General features: G+C 70.6%; 12 protein-coding genes. 2 read left to right on the forward strand and 10 right to left on the reverse strand.

The window, feature by feature from the left end:
* Nucleotides 1-67: 67 nt before the first annotated feature.
* Together KOL93_RS08355 and KOL93_RS08360 are read right to left on the reverse strand one after the other, a co-directional pair.
* Entirely contained in the window at nt 68-2365 is a 2298-nt protein-coding gene (locus KOL93_RS08355; RefSeq protein ID WP_308291582.1) for an immune inhibitor A domain-containing protein, read from the reverse strand.
* Nucleotides 2366-2597: 232 nt separating this feature from the next.
* Nucleotides 2598-3224, reverse strand: coding sequence for a SagB/ThcOx family dehydrogenase (locus KOL93_RS08360; RefSeq protein WP_221584879.1), 627 nt, complete (start codon nt 3222-3224; stop codon nt 2598-2600).
* 86 nt (nt 3225-3310) lie between these two features.
* On the opposite strand from KOL93_RS08360, the gene KOL93_RS08365 reads away from it, so the two are divergent.
* Nucleotides 3311-4138, forward strand: a complete 828-nt coding sequence (locus tag KOL93_RS08365; RefSeq protein WP_221584880.1) for a PhzF family phenazine biosynthesis protein — start codon at nt 3311-3313, stop codon at nt 4136-4138.
* Nucleotides 4139-4198: 60 nt separating this feature from the next.
* Here KOL93_RS08365 and KOL93_RS16185 read toward each other — a convergent pair whose 3' ends face one another.
* The 3 genes from KOL93_RS16185 to KOL93_RS08380 form a co-directional block, all read right to left on the reverse strand.
* Nucleotides 4199-6655, reverse strand: a complete 2457-nt coding sequence (locus KOL93_RS16185; RefSeq protein ID WP_260406121.1) for a helix-turn-helix transcriptional regulator — start codon at nt 6653-6655, stop codon at nt 4199-4201.
* Nucleotides 6656-6886: 231 nt separating this feature from the next.
* A complete protein-coding gene (locus KOL93_RS08375; RefSeq protein WP_221584881.1) occupies nt 6887-7723 on the reverse strand; it encodes an HAD-IIB family hydrolase in 837 nt (278 codons plus the stop codon).
* A gap of 36 nt (nt 7724-7759) precedes the next feature.
* Nucleotides 7760-9166 carry an MFS transporter gene (locus KOL93_RS08380; RefSeq protein WP_221584882.1) on the reverse strand — a complete coding sequence of 469 codons (1407 nt, stop codon included), beginning with the start codon at nt 9164-9166 and terminating at the stop codon, nt 7760-7762.
* A gap of 59 nt (nt 9167-9225) precedes the next feature.
* Here KOL93_RS08380 and KOL93_RS08385 point away from each other — a divergent pair, with 59 nt between their 5' ends.
* The gene (locus KOL93_RS08385) at nt 9226-10413 is read left to right on the forward strand and encodes an MFS transporter (protein ID WP_308291583.1); all 1188 of its coding nucleotides are present in this window, start codon (nt 9226-9228) and stop codon (nt 10411-10413) included.
* 89 nt (nt 10414-10502) lie between these two features.
* Here the strand turns inward: KOL93_RS08385 and KOL93_RS08390 are convergent, their stop codons facing one another.
* The 5 genes from KOL93_RS08390 to KOL93_RS08410 all read right to left on the reverse strand — a co-directional run bounded on the left by KOL93_RS08390 (nt 10503) and on the right by KOL93_RS08410 (nt 16314).
* The gene (locus KOL93_RS08390) at nt 10503-11828 is read right to left on the reverse strand and encodes an enolase C-terminal domain-like protein (RefSeq protein ID WP_221584884.1); all 1326 of its coding nucleotides are present in this window, start codon (nt 11826-11828) and stop codon (nt 10503-10505) included.
* Nucleotides 11825-13402, reverse strand: a complete 1578-nt coding sequence (locus KOL93_RS08395) for an aldehyde dehydrogenase (NADP(+)) (protein WP_221584885.1) — start codon at nt 13400-13402, stop codon at nt 11825-11827. Before KOL93_RS08395 ends, KOL93_RS08390 begins: the two co-directional genes overlap by 4 nt.
* Nucleotides 13403-13422: 20 nt before the next feature.
* A complete protein-coding gene (locus KOL93_RS08400; RefSeq protein WP_221584886.1) occupies nt 13423-14358 on the reverse strand; it encodes a 5-dehydro-4-deoxyglucarate dehydratase in 936 nt (311 codons plus the stop codon).
* Between the two features lie 134 nt (nt 14359-14492).
* The gene (locus KOL93_RS08405; protein ID WP_221584887.1) at nt 14493-15191 is read right to left on the reverse strand and encodes a FadR/GntR family transcriptional regulator; all 699 of its coding nucleotides are present in this window, start codon (nt 15189-15191) and stop codon (nt 14493-14495) included.
* Entirely contained in the window at nt 15184-16314 is a 1131-nt protein-coding gene (locus tag KOL93_RS08410) for an L-talarate/galactarate dehydratase (protein ID WP_221584888.1), read from the reverse strand. Before KOL93_RS08410 ends, KOL93_RS08405 begins: the two co-directional genes overlap by 8 nt.
* Between the last annotated feature and the right edge of the window lie 53 nt (nt 16315-16367).

Raw genomic sequence — 16367 nt, forward strand, 5'->3', positions numbered from 1 at the left:
CGCGAGAACCCCGGAGACGCGGAACGGCCGCACCCCGGCAGGGCGCGGCCGCTCGCGGCTCAGAGGATCAGTCGGCTCGCGTGACCTCGATCGTCATCGTGCCCTTGTTCTTCTGGATGTTCTTGATCTCGATCGACGTGCCCGTGCCGCCCACGATGACCGAGCCCCACGGGTTCTGCTCGTCGTAGTACGCGTACGGATCCGAGTCGTCGAACACGGCGGATCCCTTCTGGGTCGGGACATCGAGCGCGAGGTCGCCCTCGGGCGTCTCCTGGTGCAGAGAGATCGCGTCGGACTTCTTCGTGCTGAATGTCGCGTCGAACGCCTGGATGCGGTTGCGGGCGACGGTGCCGTCGGACCACGTGAGCGCCTGTGCGTTCGCGTCGACCGGCAGCGCGGATCCGCCACCCGGGTGCTGCGACGTGTTGTTGTCGCCGTACAGGTTGCTCACGTACCAGACGAGCATGCCGTCCTGGTAGGGGAAGTGCTCGACCCGGTCGGGGTTCGTGAGCCCCCAGCCGAAGTTGTACGCGCCCGTGCGCAGCACCTGGTCGTAGCCGCCGTACGTGCGGTTCTCGGCGATGTAGAAGTGACTGAACGGCTGCAGGTAGCCGCCGTCGCTCAGCACCTGGAAGCCGTCGAGCGTCCAGTCGCTGGCGCCGTCATCGGTCGTGAGGGCATCGCCCACCGCGATCGCGTCGACCTGGAGGCCCGGGTTCGTCTGAGCCACGTCGGTCCAGTAGCGGAAGCGCACCTGCGCCTGCTCGCCCGCGACGCTCGAGAGGTCGGCCGTGAGGGCCTCCCAGCCGTCCGTCGCGCCCGTGATGCCGAAGCCCTGGTTCTGCCCCTCAGGATTCGTGGACGTCGAGTGGTTCGTCTCGACCGGCGTCCAGGAAGATCCGCCGTCCGTCGTCACCTCGAGGTAGGCGTAGTCCCAGTCGACCTCGATGTCGTAGCTGACCTGTGCGGTCAGCTCGCCGTCTGCGGGCACCGTGAACACCGGGCTCGTCGCCGTGACGTCGAGCTCATCGCCCGCGCCGGAGTACAGGTGCTGCGTGCCCTCGTACGGTGCTCCGACCTCGATGAGCGCCTCGCTGTCCGGGAGGCCGACGACGGCCGCCTGGGCTCCGCGGGTGTTCGCGTGGAACGACGGGCCGAGATCGACCGTGCCGTCCGCTCCGGCCTCGACCGTCTCGTAGTCGAGCCAGCCGAGGAACAGCTTCTCGTCCGGGCCCATGTGGTTCGGCGTCGTTCCGATTGCGCCGTCGCCGTGGCTCAGCCAGGATCCGGAGCTCATGAGCGTCCAGTAGGCGGTGCCGTTGTCGCCGCCGTTCGTGTCGTAGTAGTCCGGCAGACCGAGGTCGTGGCCGAACTCGTGTGCGAAGACGCCGAGGCCGCCGTTCTCGGGCTCGGTCGTGTAGTCGCGGATCCACACGTCGCTGTCGCCGATCTCGATGCCGCCGAGCGGCAGATACTGCGACGGGCCCTCGACGCCGAGGCCGGCCTGGCCGGCGGCCCAGCGGTGCGACCAGATCGCCGACTCGGGAGCGCCGGCCTCCTCGCCCGGCCCCGCGTGGACCGCCTGGAAGTGGTCGATGTAGCCGTCGGCCTCGTTCGTGATGCCGTCGCCGTCCATGTCGTAGCGGTCCCAGACGTCGTACGTGCCGAGCTCCGCGACGATCTCGTCCTGCGACTTGCCGGCCGCGATCTGCGCGTCGTACCAGGCATCCGCCGCGTCCTGGACGAATCGCGTCATGTCCTCCTGCGACTCGGTCTGCCCGTATGAGGCCTGGTTGTTCGCGACCTGCACCCAGTCGGAGACGCCGCCCTCGACCGCGAAGCGGCCCGAGGACATCTCGTCGTAGACGTCGGCGAACGACTCTCCCTCGCCGAAGAACATCTCCTCGAAGTGGCCGCGATCGAAGTCGGGCTCCCAGTAGGTCGAGTTGTCGTCTGCGGCCGGCTCGGGGATCTCGTTGTGCAGCGGGCCGACGGGAGCATCGGGGAAGCGCTCGTCGACGGTGTCGCCGAATTCGACGAGGATCGTGAACAGCTGCGCCGTCTCGGCCGTGCCGTACTCCACGTACTCGCCCGGCTTCAGCTCGACGGCCTTGCTCTTGTTCTTGCCTTTGCCGCGCTCGATGACGTCGGCGTCACCGGTCGCGACCGCCTCCGCGGCCTTCTTCTTCTCGGCCGTCCGGCGCTCCGCGAGCGGATCCGGGCGGTTGTCACTGGGCGTCTCGTCCTGTGCGCCCGGCGACGACGGCGCCGCAGCGGGTGCCGCGGTCGCGGCGGTCGGGACGAGGAGCGACCCGGCCAGCAGCACCGCTGCCGAACCGAGCGCACACGTTGTGCGAATCTTCACTTTTCCTCCGGAGATAGATGATGGGGCTTGTGGCCCCCTGCGTTGTTCGGCGCCGGACCCAGGAATGTGCATTCAGCGGACGCACGGCGCAACCACATCACTTTCACAGATTTCACGTTTCCGTGGGGTGTCGTGCACGGAGTGGCGGGAAATGACGACGGCGGCGGATCCGATCGAGTAGCCGGGACGGGCGCGTCTCACGGGCGGCTGCGGGGCCCTGGAGGAACGGGCCTCAGAACCTGCGCTGCCCTTTGTCCGCGGCGAACCCGAGCGGGAGGAGGGCGAGGATTCGGTGGCCTTCGGGGACGAGGCCGTCGGCAGCCTGGGGCATCGCCGCCGAGTCGAAGCCTCCGATGACGGCCGTGCCCAGGCCCGCGTCGGCGGCCCACAGGTGCAGCGTCTGCGCGATCATGCCCGCTTCGAACCAGGCGAAGCGCTCGCCCTGACCGCGGTCGAGCTCCTCGAAGCCCGCGTCGGCGCGGGCGGGATCAGCCGACAGGGCGATGATCGCGGGGCAGCGCGCGAGCCACGCGGCGTCGATCGTCGCGTCGGCCAGAGAGCGACGGACATCGCCGGATCGGGTGGGCGCGAGCTCATGCGACGCGGCGTCATAGCGATACGCGCCGCGGGTGAGCCCGTCGACCTCGCCGGCGATGATGGTCGTGCCGACGAGATAGCGCGCGCGTGCCGACGCGTGCGGGCGCGCCTCCGTCCGGCTCGCGGCATGCCGCAGCGCCGCCGCGAGCAGGTCGAGGGGGAGGGGATCCGCGCGGAACGTCTTCGTCGAGCGCCGCGCCGCGACGGCGGCGGCGAAGGACGCGGCAGGGCCATCGGGCAGACGGATCCTCGACGCGGTCACGGAGCCAGGCTACGACGCGGGTGACCCCTCACGACATGTTCCGACGCGCACGCGAGCGGGCGGGGCACGGCGACTACCGTGGATCCATGCCGCACTCCTTCCGTCAGGTCGATGTCTTCAGCCCCGATCCGCTGCTGGGCAACCCCGTCGCCGTCGTCCACGACGCCGACGACCTCGCCGACGAGCAGATGGCGGCGTTCGCTCGATGGACGAATCTCTCCGAGACGACCTTCCTGCTGGCCCCGACGGATCCGGCGGCCGACTATCGTCTGCGGATCTTCACGCCCGGCGGCGAGCTGCCGTTCGCCGGGCACCCGACGCTCGGATCCGCTCATGCGTGGCTCGAGGCCGGGGGTGCTCCGCAGCGCGACGCGATCGTGCAGGAGTGCGGTGTCGGCCTCGTGACGCTGCGCCGAACCGGCGGGCTCCTCGCGTTCGCGGCGCCGGATCTCCTCCGCGCGGGCCCCGTCGACGAGGAGGTCGTGGCGCAGATCGCGCGGGCGCTCGGCGTCGCCCGCGAGGCGCTCGTCGACGCGGCCTGGTGCGACAACGGCCCCGGCTGGATCGGCGTGCGCGTCGCCGACGCCGACGCCGTGCTCGCGATCGAGCCCGACTACGCCGCCCTGCCCGCCGATGTCGGCGTCGTCGGCGCCTACCCGGCCGGATCCGACTGCGCGGTCGAGGTGCGCGCGTTCTGCCGCCCCGACATGGGGCTCGGCGAGGATCCGGTCACGGGATCGCTGAACGCCGCGCTTGCACAGTGGCTCATCGGATCCGCGCTGCCCGACTCGTACGTCGCGAGCCAGGGCACGGCGCTCCAGCGCCGCGGGCGCGTGCACGTCCAGAAGAAGGCCGACGGCATCTGGGTCGGCGGAGCGACGACGACGACGATCCGGGGGGAGCTCGGGATCTGAACGCCGGGGCCCTGCCGGCCGGGTCGTCGGCTCCTCACAGCGATCGACCGCGGGCTCGCGCTACTCCGCGAGCCCCATGCGCTTCGCGGTGGCGACGGCGTCCGCCCAGGACGAGACGCCGAGCTTGCGGTAGATCGAGCGCAGCTGGGTCTTGACCGTGTTGGGAGAGACGTGCAGTCGCTGGGCGAGGTTCTTCGTCGACTCGGCGTGCACGAGCTGCGCGATCACGGCGCGTTCGCGCTCGCTGAGCGACAGGGTCGCACCGGTCGCGAACTGGAGGTCGTCGCGCACGCGGACGAGGTCGTTGACGAGGCGGCGCCCGGCCGGATCGAGCGTCAGCTGCTCGGCCTGCGCGATCGTCGTGTTGAGCTCCGGCATGCCCTGCAGCACGAACGGCATGACGGGACGGGCGCGCGAGGACGCGACGATGGCCGTCGAGAGGTGCTGTCGGGCGATCTCGTGCGAGTCGTCCGAGCCGATGCCGCGGTACGCGAGGAACAGCAGCACGTGCGCCCAGATGCCGAGCACGCCCGACGCGTGGGCGCTCGACGCGTTCGCGAGCACGGCGATCGCGCGCTCGGGAGATCCGCTCTGCAGATGGGCGCGCGCGAGCAGGATGTCGACGGGGATCACCCGGCGAGCCTCCGCCGGGGACCCTTCCAGCATCGCGACGGCGCTGTCGGCCGCCCCGACGCGGATGAGCGCCTCGGTGTGCGCCCACGTCAGCAGCGCCTGGTGCACGGGAGAGAGCTCGCGGCCGGCGAGGTCCTGCTCGAACATCTCGAGGGAGCGGATCGCGAACGTCGACGTCTCGAGGATTCCGTGCGCGATCGAGCGGGTCACCGCCGAGATGAGGCGGAGCGCGAGGGGATCGTCGAAGGAGGCGGCGTCGACGTCGTCGAGGGCGGCGCGGATGGCGGCCGGATCCGCGACGTAGAGTGCGGCCCACGTCGCGGCGATGCTCTTCATGGGGCGCGCGATCACGTGCGCGCCGATGATGTTGTCGACGAGGCCCTGATACGTCATCGCGATCGGCTCGTCTTCCGGCGCGATCGCCAGATGGATGTCATGCGCGTAGCTCGCGAGCCGGGAATGCCGCGCGGAGTGGGCGAGCGCAGCGGCCGCGTTGAGGCGCGCCGATGCGATGCCGAGGTGTGCGGCGTCGAACGCGCTGAGCGCCGCGTGCACGAGCACCCACGCGTGCACGTGCGTGCGTCCGGGGGCGTCCGAGGGAAGGCCTTCGGCGGCCGTGCACGCGGCCGCATCGGCGAGAGCCTCGTGTGCGTGCAGGGCGTCGCGGTAGTGGCCGTCGAGGCGCAGCAGCACGCCGCGCAGGGTGTCGACGACGATCTGCTGTCCGTCGCGGGGGGAGCCGGCTGCGTCGGCCTCGTCGAGCAGCTGCCGGGCCTGGCGACGCGCCTCGGGCGGGACCTGCCCCGAGTGGTTCGCGCTCGTGACGTCGATGAGGGTGCGCGCGAGTGCGACTCGCAGCTCGGGTGCTCCCTCGCGCTGCACGGCTTCCTGCAGCCATGGTCTCGCGCGGTCGACGTCGAGTTCGCTGAGCTGCCACCAGTGGTGCGCGAGCGTGCGCGCGCGGGCGCCGGGAACCTGGGCCACGATCTCCCAGCCGTCGTGGGTGCGTCCCTGGCCGAGCAGCCCGGATGCGAGCTCGGCGACCGCCTCGTCGACCGCGTCGATCTGCATCTCGCGCTCGATGCGGCGCTGCAGCGCCTCGCGGACGGCGGGGCGCAGCTCGACCGTGTCGGTGTCGAGATCCTCGGTGAAGAAGCCGGCCTGCATGATGTTGTCGAGCGCCGCGCGCACGACCTCGTCGCGCCCCCAGACGTTGAGCAGCGTGCGCCGGGGCATGGGGCCGATGCGCGCCGAGATGAGGACGGCCGTCCATCCGTTGGGGCGGAAGACGCCGGCCGCGGCGTCGCTGGCGAACTGGGCGGCGGCGTCGTCGCAGCCGACGCGGACGGCCCGGTCATCGAGCGATCCGCGTGCGGCCGCCGCGCGCAGCACCGCGTCGACGAAGCCTGCGTGCGTGCCGACGCGGTCGAGCAGGTCGGTCGCCTCATCCCACGTGATGTGGAGGTCGAGCTGCTCGGCCCTGTCGAGCACTTCGTCGGCTGTGAACCCGAAGAGCGCGCCCGAGAAGACGCGCTCCGTGCGGATCCCCTCGTCGAGGAGGCCGGGTGGCCAGCTCGTGCTCGTCACGGCGATGAGGGTCGCATGCGGCCAGCGCTCGCGCACGGCCTTCGTCGCGTCGACGTGGGTGCCGAGCATGCCCTCGAGATCGAGCAGGACGACATCGGCATCGGGGGCGTCCGCGGGCACGTCGACCCTGTTCGACGACCAGTGCACGAGGCGTCGGTCGGAGGCGGAGAGCCACTCGCGCACGCTCGACGCGACACCGCTGCGGTGCTGCGCCGTCACGAGCACCGTGGCGCCGGGCGTCACCCGCTGCCAGAGGGATACGAGCCGCGGGCGCGACAGGCGGTCGCGATCGACCATGTGCTCCCCCGTTCGTCGCCGTCATCAGTATTTTCGCACGCGGGGTGAGTGCATTCGGAACGGGGGTGATTTGCGGGTGAAACAGTCGCGTGGGTTGGAATACCGGCCCGCGGTCTCGATACGTTCTCTCTGTCGGTTCTCGTGGCATGGCCACGGCCGACCGGCCGAAAGGTTCGGGGCCCGGGCAGCGATCGGGGGAGCGCAGCCCGGGTTTTCCCGTACCTGGGGCGACTACACCAGCCCGTGCCGCGCGAACGCGTTCCAGATGCCGTCGGCGTCGACCGTCGTCGTCGCCTCGTCGGCCGCCCGGCGCGCATCGTCGGTCGCGTTGCCCATTGCGATGCCGACGCCCGCGAGCTCGAGCATGTCGAGGTCGTTGTTGTTGTCGCCGATCGCGATGGCGTCGGCGACGGGGATCTCCAGCGTCTCGAGCACGCGCAGCATCGTGGATCCCTTGGTCACGCCAGCAGGGGAGACCTCGCCGCCCGCTGTCCCGAGCCCGGGCATCGTGCCTGTGATGACGCTGAAGTCCGCTCCCAGACGGCTCTTCACGGCCGCGTAGCAGCCGAGGTCGTCGCTCGAGAAGACCGACTTCGCGATGCCGTCGTGGGGAGGATCCTCCGTGACCGTCACGTGCGCGAGCAGCGCCTCGCTGGTCTCCGGAGTCAGCCGCCCCTCCGCCTCGAGCGAGCGGGCGAGCCGATCGAACGCGCGCTGCGTCGACCACACGCCCTCGCGGCCCTGCAGTACGTAGTCGGCGCCGACCGCGCGATACGCCTCGACCATGCGCCCGACGTCGGACGGCGACATGAGGCGCTCGAGCTCCCAGCCGCCCTCCGACCAGAGCGTGCCGACCCAGGCGTACGCCCCTGCCCCGAGGATCGCGCCGTCGAACCCGATCTCGACGAGGCGGTTCTCGACCTCGCTCGGCGTGCGTCCGCTCGCGAGGTGCACGAGGTGGCCGTTCGCGCGCGCCTGCCGCACGGCGTCCGCGGTCGAGTCGGGAATGGATCCCGTGTGATCGATGATCGTGCCGTCGATGTCGAGGAAGGCGATGCGCTGACCCATGGCACCCATCGTCTCAGCGCGAGCTGGACAGGGCGGTCAGCGGGGCGCCTTCACAGGAAGGACGAGGAGGAGGCCGACGAGCAGCACGACGACGATCCCGAGGACGCCGAAGACGGTCGCGCCCGTCGCGACGATGAGGAGCGTCCACAGCAGCGACGACATCCAGCTCGCGGCGCGGCCCGTCGTCGCGTACAGGCCGAAGATCTCGCCTTCGCGTCCGGCAGGCGTCACACGGGCGAGGAACGAGCGGCCGGCCGACTGCGCCGGACCGACGAAGGCGCACAGGGCGAGCCCGAAGATCCAGAACACGATGGATCCGAGGTCTGCGAGGAAGAACACCACGAGCCCCGTGACGACCATCGAGGTGAGCGAGAACAGGAGGATCGCCTTGGGGCCGAAGCGATCGTCCCAGCGGCCCGCGATGATCGTCGAGATGCCGGCGATGAGGTTCGCGGAGATCCCGAACGCGACGAGCTCGATGAACCCGAACCCGAACACCTGCGCCGCGATGATCGCGCCGAAGGTGAACACGCCGCTGAGGCCGTCGCGGAACACCGAGCTCGACACGAGGAACCAGAACGTGTTGCGCGTCGCGGGATTGCGGTACAGCCCGACGACGTCGCGCACGAGCAGCGCATAGCTGCGGAGGAAGCCGACGCGACGCTCGGGCTTGCCGAGGGGCGCGGGCTCGGGGACCCTGAGGAAGACGGGGATCGTGAACACGATCGCCCAGACGGCGCATCCGACCGCGATGAGGCGGTACGGCAGGCCGTCGTCGTCGGGGAGCCCGAACCAGCCCGAGATGTAGAAGACGACGACGAGCACGAGCGCGACTACGCCGCCCACGTAGCCGAAGCCCCAGCCGAGACCCGAGATGCGGCCGATGTTCTTCGGCGTCGCGATGCTGACGAGGAGCGCGTTGGAGTTGACGGTGCCGATCTCGTTGAACACCGTGCCCGCCGAGATCAGCGCCACACCCAGCCAGAAGAGGGTCGGAACCGGCTCGGCGAACCAGAGTCCGAGCATGCAGCCGATCGTCCCGATCGTGCCGACCGCCAGCCACAGCTTCTGCCGGCCCTGCGCATCCGCCTGCTGACCGAGGACGGGCGCGAGGACGAGGATCAGGAGACCCGCGATGGTCGTTCCCACACCCAGGCCGCTCGACAGCCCGGCGAGGGCCTGCTCCTTCAGCGGGTCGTCGTCCGAGAGCGCCTGGATCTCGGGCGACAGGAACGCGTCGGTCGTGAGGTAGAGCGCCGTGAAGATGAACGTCAGCACCACCGTGTTGAACGGCTGCAGTCCCCAGTCCCACAGCGCCCACGCGAGGACCGTCGACTTCTTCGTCGGCTCCTTGTGCAGCTGCTTCTGCAGGCCGAGCACCGGAACGGCGGCGCTGTCCGCGGCCGCCTGCGGTGTGGGGGAGGAGTGGGGCATATCGGACATGCGCGCAGGTTATCGCGCGGATGCGACATCACCGTGCCGCATCCGCAAGGATCGATCGGGTGACTTCCTCTCCCGATCGTGTGCTCCGCCGCGCCCACATCGCCGCCGCCGCGTTCTTCTTCACGAACGGCGCGCTGTTCTCGAACCTCATCCCGCGCCTTCCCGAGATCAAGGAGACGCTCGGGATGAGCGGCACGATGTACGGCATCGTCCTCGCGATGAACCCCGTGGGCGCCATGGTCGCGGGCCTCGCCGCCGCAGCGCTCATCCGCCGGTTCGGATCCGCGAAGGTCGCAGCGGCGACGAGCATCGTCATGGCCGCCGCGATCGTCGCGGCATCCGCGTCGCCGACGATCGTGCTGCTCGCCGGATCCTTCTTCCTGGCCGGAGCGATGGACGCGATCACCGACGTGGCGCAGAACGCCAGCGCCCTCCGGGTGCAGGAGCGGCGCGGGAAGTCGATCATCAACTCGATGCATGCCATCTGGTCGGCGGGTGCGGTCTCGGGAGGTCTGCTCGCCGCGGGGGCGATCGCGCTGGATGTGCCGCTCACGCTGCACATCGTCATCTCGTCGTCGCTGATGGTCGTCGTGACGCTTCTCGCTCTGCAGTGGGCGCTCCCCGGTCCCGCTTCCGAAGTCGGCAACACCGAGGAGATCCGCATCGCGACGGCGGCGGGCGGTGTGACGCCGAAGGTCGTGTTCCTCCTCATCGCGCTGCTGTTCATCGCGATCGGCGGCGGCCTCGTCGAGGAGCTCGCGAACTCGTGGATCGCGCTCTACCTGCGCGGCGAGGTCGGCGCACCTGCCGCCGTCGCCGCGGGCGCCTACATCGGCTTCGTGGCCGCGCAGTTCGTCGGACGCATGGTCAGCGACGGGCTCGTCGATCGCTTCGGCGCCCGCATCGTCGTGATGAGCGGCGGAATCCTCATCTCAGCGGGCATCGGCCTCGCGATCAGCGTGCCGACGGTGTGGGGATCCTGCCTCGGCTTCGCGCTCGCAGGCTTCGGATGCGCGCCGGCGATCCCGCTCGCGATGCAGGAGGCGGACCGGATCCCGGGCCTGCGCCCCGGAGTCGGCCTCACCGTCGTGACGTGGCTGCTGCGGCTCGGCTTCCTCGCGGCGCCGCCCGTCGTGGGCGCGATCTCCGACGTCGCCTCGCTGCGCGCCGGGCTGTCGGTGTCGCTCGGCGGCGGGATCCTCGTGGTCCTGCTGTCGCGGGTGATGAGCCCGCGGCGCCGGTCGTAGGCGCGCCCGCGCCGAGCGCACATGACTCCGGCGCAGGGACATGACTTTTCATGTCCCTGCGCCGGAGTCATGTGCACTCGCGGTCGTGCTCACCGCACCAGGCAGGGGCGCTTCGCGTCGAAGCTCCATCCCTCCACGAGGTACTGCATGGCGGCGGCGTCGTCGCGCTGTCCGAGGCCGTGCTCCACGTACAGCTCGTGCGCCTCGGCGAGGCGGTCGCGATCGAGCGTCACACCGAGCCCCGGAGTCGTCGGGACCTGCACCGCGCCGCCGGAGATCGTCGGAGCGTTCGTCGTGAGGTCCTGGCCGTCCTGCCAGATCCAGTGCGTGTCGAGCGCCGTGATCTCGCCTGGCGCGGCGGCGCCCACGTGCGTGAACATGGCGAGCGAGATGTCGAAGTGGTTGTTCGAGTGCGACCCCCACGTCAGATCGAAGTCGTCGCACAGCTGCGCGACGCGCACGGATCCGGCCATCGTCCAGAAATGCGGGTCGGCGAGAGGGATGTCGACGGCGTTCGTGCGCACCGCGTGCGCCATCTCGCGCCAGTCGGTCGCGATCATGTTCGTCGCGGTGGGCAGGCCCGTGCGTCGACGGAACTCGCTCATCACCTCGCGGCCGGAGAACTTCCCCTCGGGTCCGCACGGATCCTCCGCGTACGCGAGCGTGCCGCGCAGCCGCGTGCCGATGCGCACGGCGTCCTCGAGCAGCCAGCCGCCGTTCGGATCCAGTGTGACGCGGGCGTCCGGGAAGCGCGCCGCGAGCGCCTCGATCGCGTCGGCCTCCTCGTCGCCCGCGAGCACGCCGCCCTTGAGCTTGAAGTCGGCGAAGCCGTAGCGCTCCTGGGCCGCCTCGGCGAGGCGCACGATCCCGTCGGGCGTCATGGCCTCCTCGCGGCGCACGCGCTCCCACGCGTCGGCGCCGCCCGGTTCCCGCAGGTACGGGAGGTCGGTCCGGTCGGGGTCCCCGACGTAGAAGAGATATCCGAGCATCGGCACGGAGTCGCGCTGCCGCCCGGCGCCGAGCAGCTCGGCGACGGGCACGCCGAGGTGCTGGCCGTGCAGGTCGAGCAGCGCCGACTCGAGGCCGGTCACGGCGTGGATCGTCGTGCGGAGGTCGAAGGTCTGCACGCCGCGCCCGCCCGCATCGCGGTCCGCGAACCGTGCGGCGACCTCGCGCAGCAGCGAGCGGAACCGTGCGACGGGCTGGCTGACGAGGATCTCGGCGGCGTCCGCGATCGTCGACCGGATCGGCTCGCCTCCCGGCACCTCGCCCACGCCCTCGCGGCCGTCGGAGTCGGTGACGATCGCGATGTTGCGGGTGAAGAACGGGCTGTGCGCACCCGAGAGGTTCAGCAGCATCGAGTCGCGGCCCGCGACGGGGACGACCTCGACGCGGGCGATCGTGGGGGCGCTCATGTGAGGGATCCGTCGACGAGGCGCGGCACGTTCCACGGGTTCGCGTCCTGGATCGGCTCCGGAAGGAGCTCCTCGGGCAGGTTCTGGTACGCGACCGGGCGCAGGAATCGGTCGATCGCCAGGGATCCGACGCTCGTCGCGCGGGCGTCGCTGGTCGCGGGGAACGGGCCGCCGTGCACGACGGCATGACCGACTTCGACGCCCGTCGGCCAGCCGTTCGCGAGGATCCGGCCCGCCTTGCGCTCGAGGACGGGGATCAGCGCCGCGGCCTGATCGACGTCGTCGTCGGCGAACTGGATCGTGGCGGTGAGCTGGCCCTCGAGCTGCTCGGCGGCGGTCGGGAGCTCGCGGGGATCGTCGTAGCGCACGATCAGCGACGCGGCACCGAAGATCTCCTCGTGGAGCACCTCGTTCGACGTGAAGCGCTCGATGTCGGTCGCATGGATCACGGGGGCGGGCGCGTTCGGGCCCTCTCCTTCGGTTCCGCGCGCCGCGACCTCGGCGTGCTGGTCGCGTGTCGCGGCGCCGTCGCGCCACGCGCCGGCGATCGACGGCGAGAGCATGGTCTGGCCGGCGGCCTTCTCGATCGCGTTCGTCACGGCGGCGACGAAGGCATCACCGCGCTCACCCGCCGGCACGAAGACGCTGCCGGGCTGCGTGCAGAGCTGTCCACTGGATCCGAGGGCGCTTGCGACGTAGCCGTCCGCGAGATCCGCCACGTCATCCGCGAGGGCTCCCGGCAGGATGAAGACCGGATTCACCGAGCTCATCTCGGCGTACACCGGGATGGGCGCGGGGCGCGACTGCGCCGCGGAGACCAGCGCCAGGCCGCCCGCACGGGACCCGGTGAAGCCGACCGCCTGGATCGCCGGATCCGCCACGAGCGCCTGCCCGACCGTGCGACCGGGGCCGAAGACCTGCGAGAAGACGCCAGGGTGCAGCCCGTGGCTTTCGACGGCGCGTGCGATCGCGCCCGCCACGAGCTCGCTGGTGCCGGGATGGGAGCTGTGCGCCTTGAACACGACGGGGCATCCGGCAGCGAGAGCCGATGCGGTGTCGCCGCCGGCCGTCGAGAACGCCAGCGGGAAGTTGGACGCGCCGAACACCGCGACGGGGCCGAGCGGGATCTTTCGCTGGCGGATGTCAAGGCGCGGTGCCGGGGTGCGGTCGGGCATCGCCGGGTCGATGCGCGCGCCGCGGAACAGGCCGCTGCGCACGACCCCGGCGAACATCCGCAGCTGGTTCGTGGTGCGCGCTCGCTCGCCCGTCAGTCGTGCGACGGGAAGACCCGTCTCCTGCGTCGCGCGATCGATGAGTGCATCGCCGAGCGCGTCGATCTCGTCGGCTGCCGCGTCGAGGAAGTCGGCGTGCGCATCGGGGGAGAGCGATCGGAACGAGGAGAAGGCTTCAGCGGCTGCCGCGGTCGCCTCGCGCAGCTGTTCGACGTCGATCTGCGAGTAGCCGGGCTCGAGGCTCTCGCCCGTCGCCGGTGAGATCGCGTGGAGCGAGGCGCCGGTTCCGGCGACCGTGCGGCCGGCGATGAGGGAGTGGCCGGTGAGTTCGGGAGCGGTCATGTCGATGTCCTCTCGTGGGTTCAGGCGGGCTGGACCGCGCGGAGGCCCGCGCGGTCGATGAGGTCGGTCAGGTCGGCGAGGTCCTGCTCGCTGAGGTTCTTCAGCGGCGGACGGACGCCGCCGGCGGGGCGGCCGATCGCGTCGAGCCCGGCCTTGACGATGGAGACGCCGAAGCCGCGGCCGCGGTCGCGGATCTCGAGGTAGGGGAGGACGAACCGGGACAGCTTCTCGGTGACGGCCGCGCGATCCTGGGCGCGCACGTCGCGGTAGAAGTCGAGAGCGAAGTCGGGGACGAAGTTGAACAGAGCCGAGGAGTACGTGCTCATGCCCATCTGCAGCAGCGGCAGCGCGTAGGTCTCCGCGGTGGGCAGCCCGCCGAGGTAGAACAGGCGGTCGCCGTTCTTCGCCGTCACCTTCGCCAGGTGCTCGATGTCGCCGATGGCGTCCTTGAACCCGATGAAGTTCTCGTGACGCTCGGCGAGGATCGCCACCGCCTCGGCCGAGTAGATGGCGTTCGCGCGGTTGTAGACGATCAGCGGCAGCCGAGTCGCCTCGGCGATCGCCGACACGTGCGCGACGAGGCCCTCCTGCGTGCACTCCGTGAGGTACGGCGGCAGGACGAGCAGGCCCTCTGCGCCAGCCGCTTCGGCTGCCTGTGCCTGGATGACGGCGTTCTTCGTCCATCCGCCTGCGGACCCGAGCACGGGGACCTCCGGCCGCGAGGCATCGACGGCGGCGCGCACGACCTGCGCATTCTCCTCGGGCGTCAGGCTGAACCCCTCACCCGTGCCGCCGGCGGCGAACAGGCCGCTCACGTCGTAGCTGGCCTGCCATTCGACGTGTGAGCGATACGTCGGCTCATCGAACTCGAGGTCGGCGGTGAACGCCGTCACCGGGAACGAGAGCAGGCCGTCCCTGAGGTGGAGGGCGAGTTCTGCCGGGGTGAAGTTGGTCACGGTGCGGGCTCCTGTCGTCGAGATGCTCCTCTCACGCTATGCACGCGTTCATGCATCAACAAACCGATTTATGTATGGAGCAATGCTCTGAGGGTATCGACCGCGAAGGGCGGATCCTGCGCAGGGGTCGCTGCCTACGTCGCGGTCCGCACGCCCTCTCGCCGCAGGCCGGACGCGAAGAGGTGCGCGCGCATCGCGGCGGCCGCCGCCGCGGGATCCGCCGCCTGGATCGCCCGGGCGATCGTCCGGTGCTCGGCCATCACCACGGCCGTCGTCGACGGATCTCGGGCGTCTGAGGAGATCCGCGATGTCGGCAGGACGATGGCCCGCGCGCCGACGCGGTCGACAGCCTCGAGGATGAATCTGTTGCGGGAAGCGATGGCGACCGCGCGATGAAACGCGAAGTCGGCGTCGACCGTGTCGGCCGGCAGGGATGCCGAGGCGAGCCTGTCGAGGGCGTCGTCGAGTGCCGCGAGGTCGGCGTCCGTGCGCCGGCGTGCGGCGAGGGAGCTCGCCTGCTCTTCGAGGGCGGTGCGGAACTCGTGCAGCTCGGTGCGCTCTGCCTCGCTGTGCGCGGCGAGCCAGTCGTCGCCGACGCCCTCCATCGGGGGAGTGAGCGCGAAGCTGCCGGATCCGGTTCGCGTGCGCACGTAGCCGAGCGTCTGGAGTCGCTGCAGCGCTTCCCGGATCACCGAGCGGCTCGCGTCGAACTCGATGGCGAGCTTCGCCTCGCTGGGGAGTCGCTCGCCGGGCTCGATGACGCCGCGGACGATGCGCTCGGAGAGCGCCCGCGCGACCTGTTCCCCGCGTGACGGGGTGGTGTCCTCACCCATCGATCGTGACCCGCTCGGTGGTCCAGTCGCGGGCCTGTTCGCTGAACGTGATGCCGAGGCCCGGCCGGTCCGGCACGATCATCCGACCGTCGCGGGTCTCGAGGCGCTCGTCGAAGAGGGGGTCGAGCCAGTCGAAGTGCTCGACCCACGGCTCGCGCGGATAGCAGGCGGCCAGGTGCAGATGGATCTCCATCGCGAAGTGCGGAGCGAGGTCGAGGCCCGCCTGATCGGCGAGCGTCATGAGGCGGAGGAACTGCGTGATGCCGCCGACGCGCGGGGCGTCGGGCTGGATGATGTCACACGACCGTGCGGTGATGAGTCGCTCGTGCTCGGCGACGGATGCGAGCATCTCGCCCGTCGCGATCGGGGTGTCGAGGGCGCGGGTGAGGTCCGCGTGGCCCTCGGCGTCGTATGCGTCCAGCGGCTCCTCGATCCAGACCAGGTCGAGATCCTCGAGACGGCGCCCCATGCGCAGGGCCGTGGCGCGATCCCACTGCTGGTTCGCGTCGACCATGAGGGGGACGTCGTCGCCGATGTGCTCGCGCACGGCGCGCACCCGGCGCAGGTCCTCTGCGGAATCGGGCAGACCGACTTTGATCTTGATACCGCCGATGCCCTCTTCGATCGACTGCGTGGCGCGCTCTCGCACCGCGTCGATCGACGCGTTGAGGAAGCCGCCCGACGTGTTGTAGGTGCGGACCGAGTCGCGATGCGCACCCAGCAGCTTCGACAGCGGGAGGTCTGCGCGCTTCGCTTTGAGGTCGTACAGCGCGATGTCGATCGCCGCGAGGGCCTGGGTCGCGACTCCGGAGCGGCCGACGGAGGCTCCCGCCCACAGCAGCTTCGTGTAGAGCTTCTGGATGTCGTTCGGGTCCTCGCCGATCGCTGCCCCGGCGACCTCCTTCGCATGGGCGTACTGGGCCGGTCCGCCGGCTCGCTTCGAGTAGCTGAAGCCGTGGCCCGTGAAGCCGTGCACGGTGGTGATCTCCGCGATGAGGATCGCGACCTCGGTCATGGGCTTCTGGCGGCCGGTGAACACCTTCGCATCGGAGATGGGGGTCGCGAGCGGCAGTCGCAGTGTGGAGAGATCGATCGATCGGATGGCATCGGGTGCGTAGGTCATGGTGCTCCTCCTTGAGATTCCCCCGAAGCTATCAGACAGATTCCATACCTGTC

It is taken from the genome of Microbacterium salitolerans, from assembly GCF_019720895.1.
Lineage (GTDB): Bacteria > Actinomycetota > Actinomycetes > Actinomycetales > Microbacteriaceae > Microbacterium.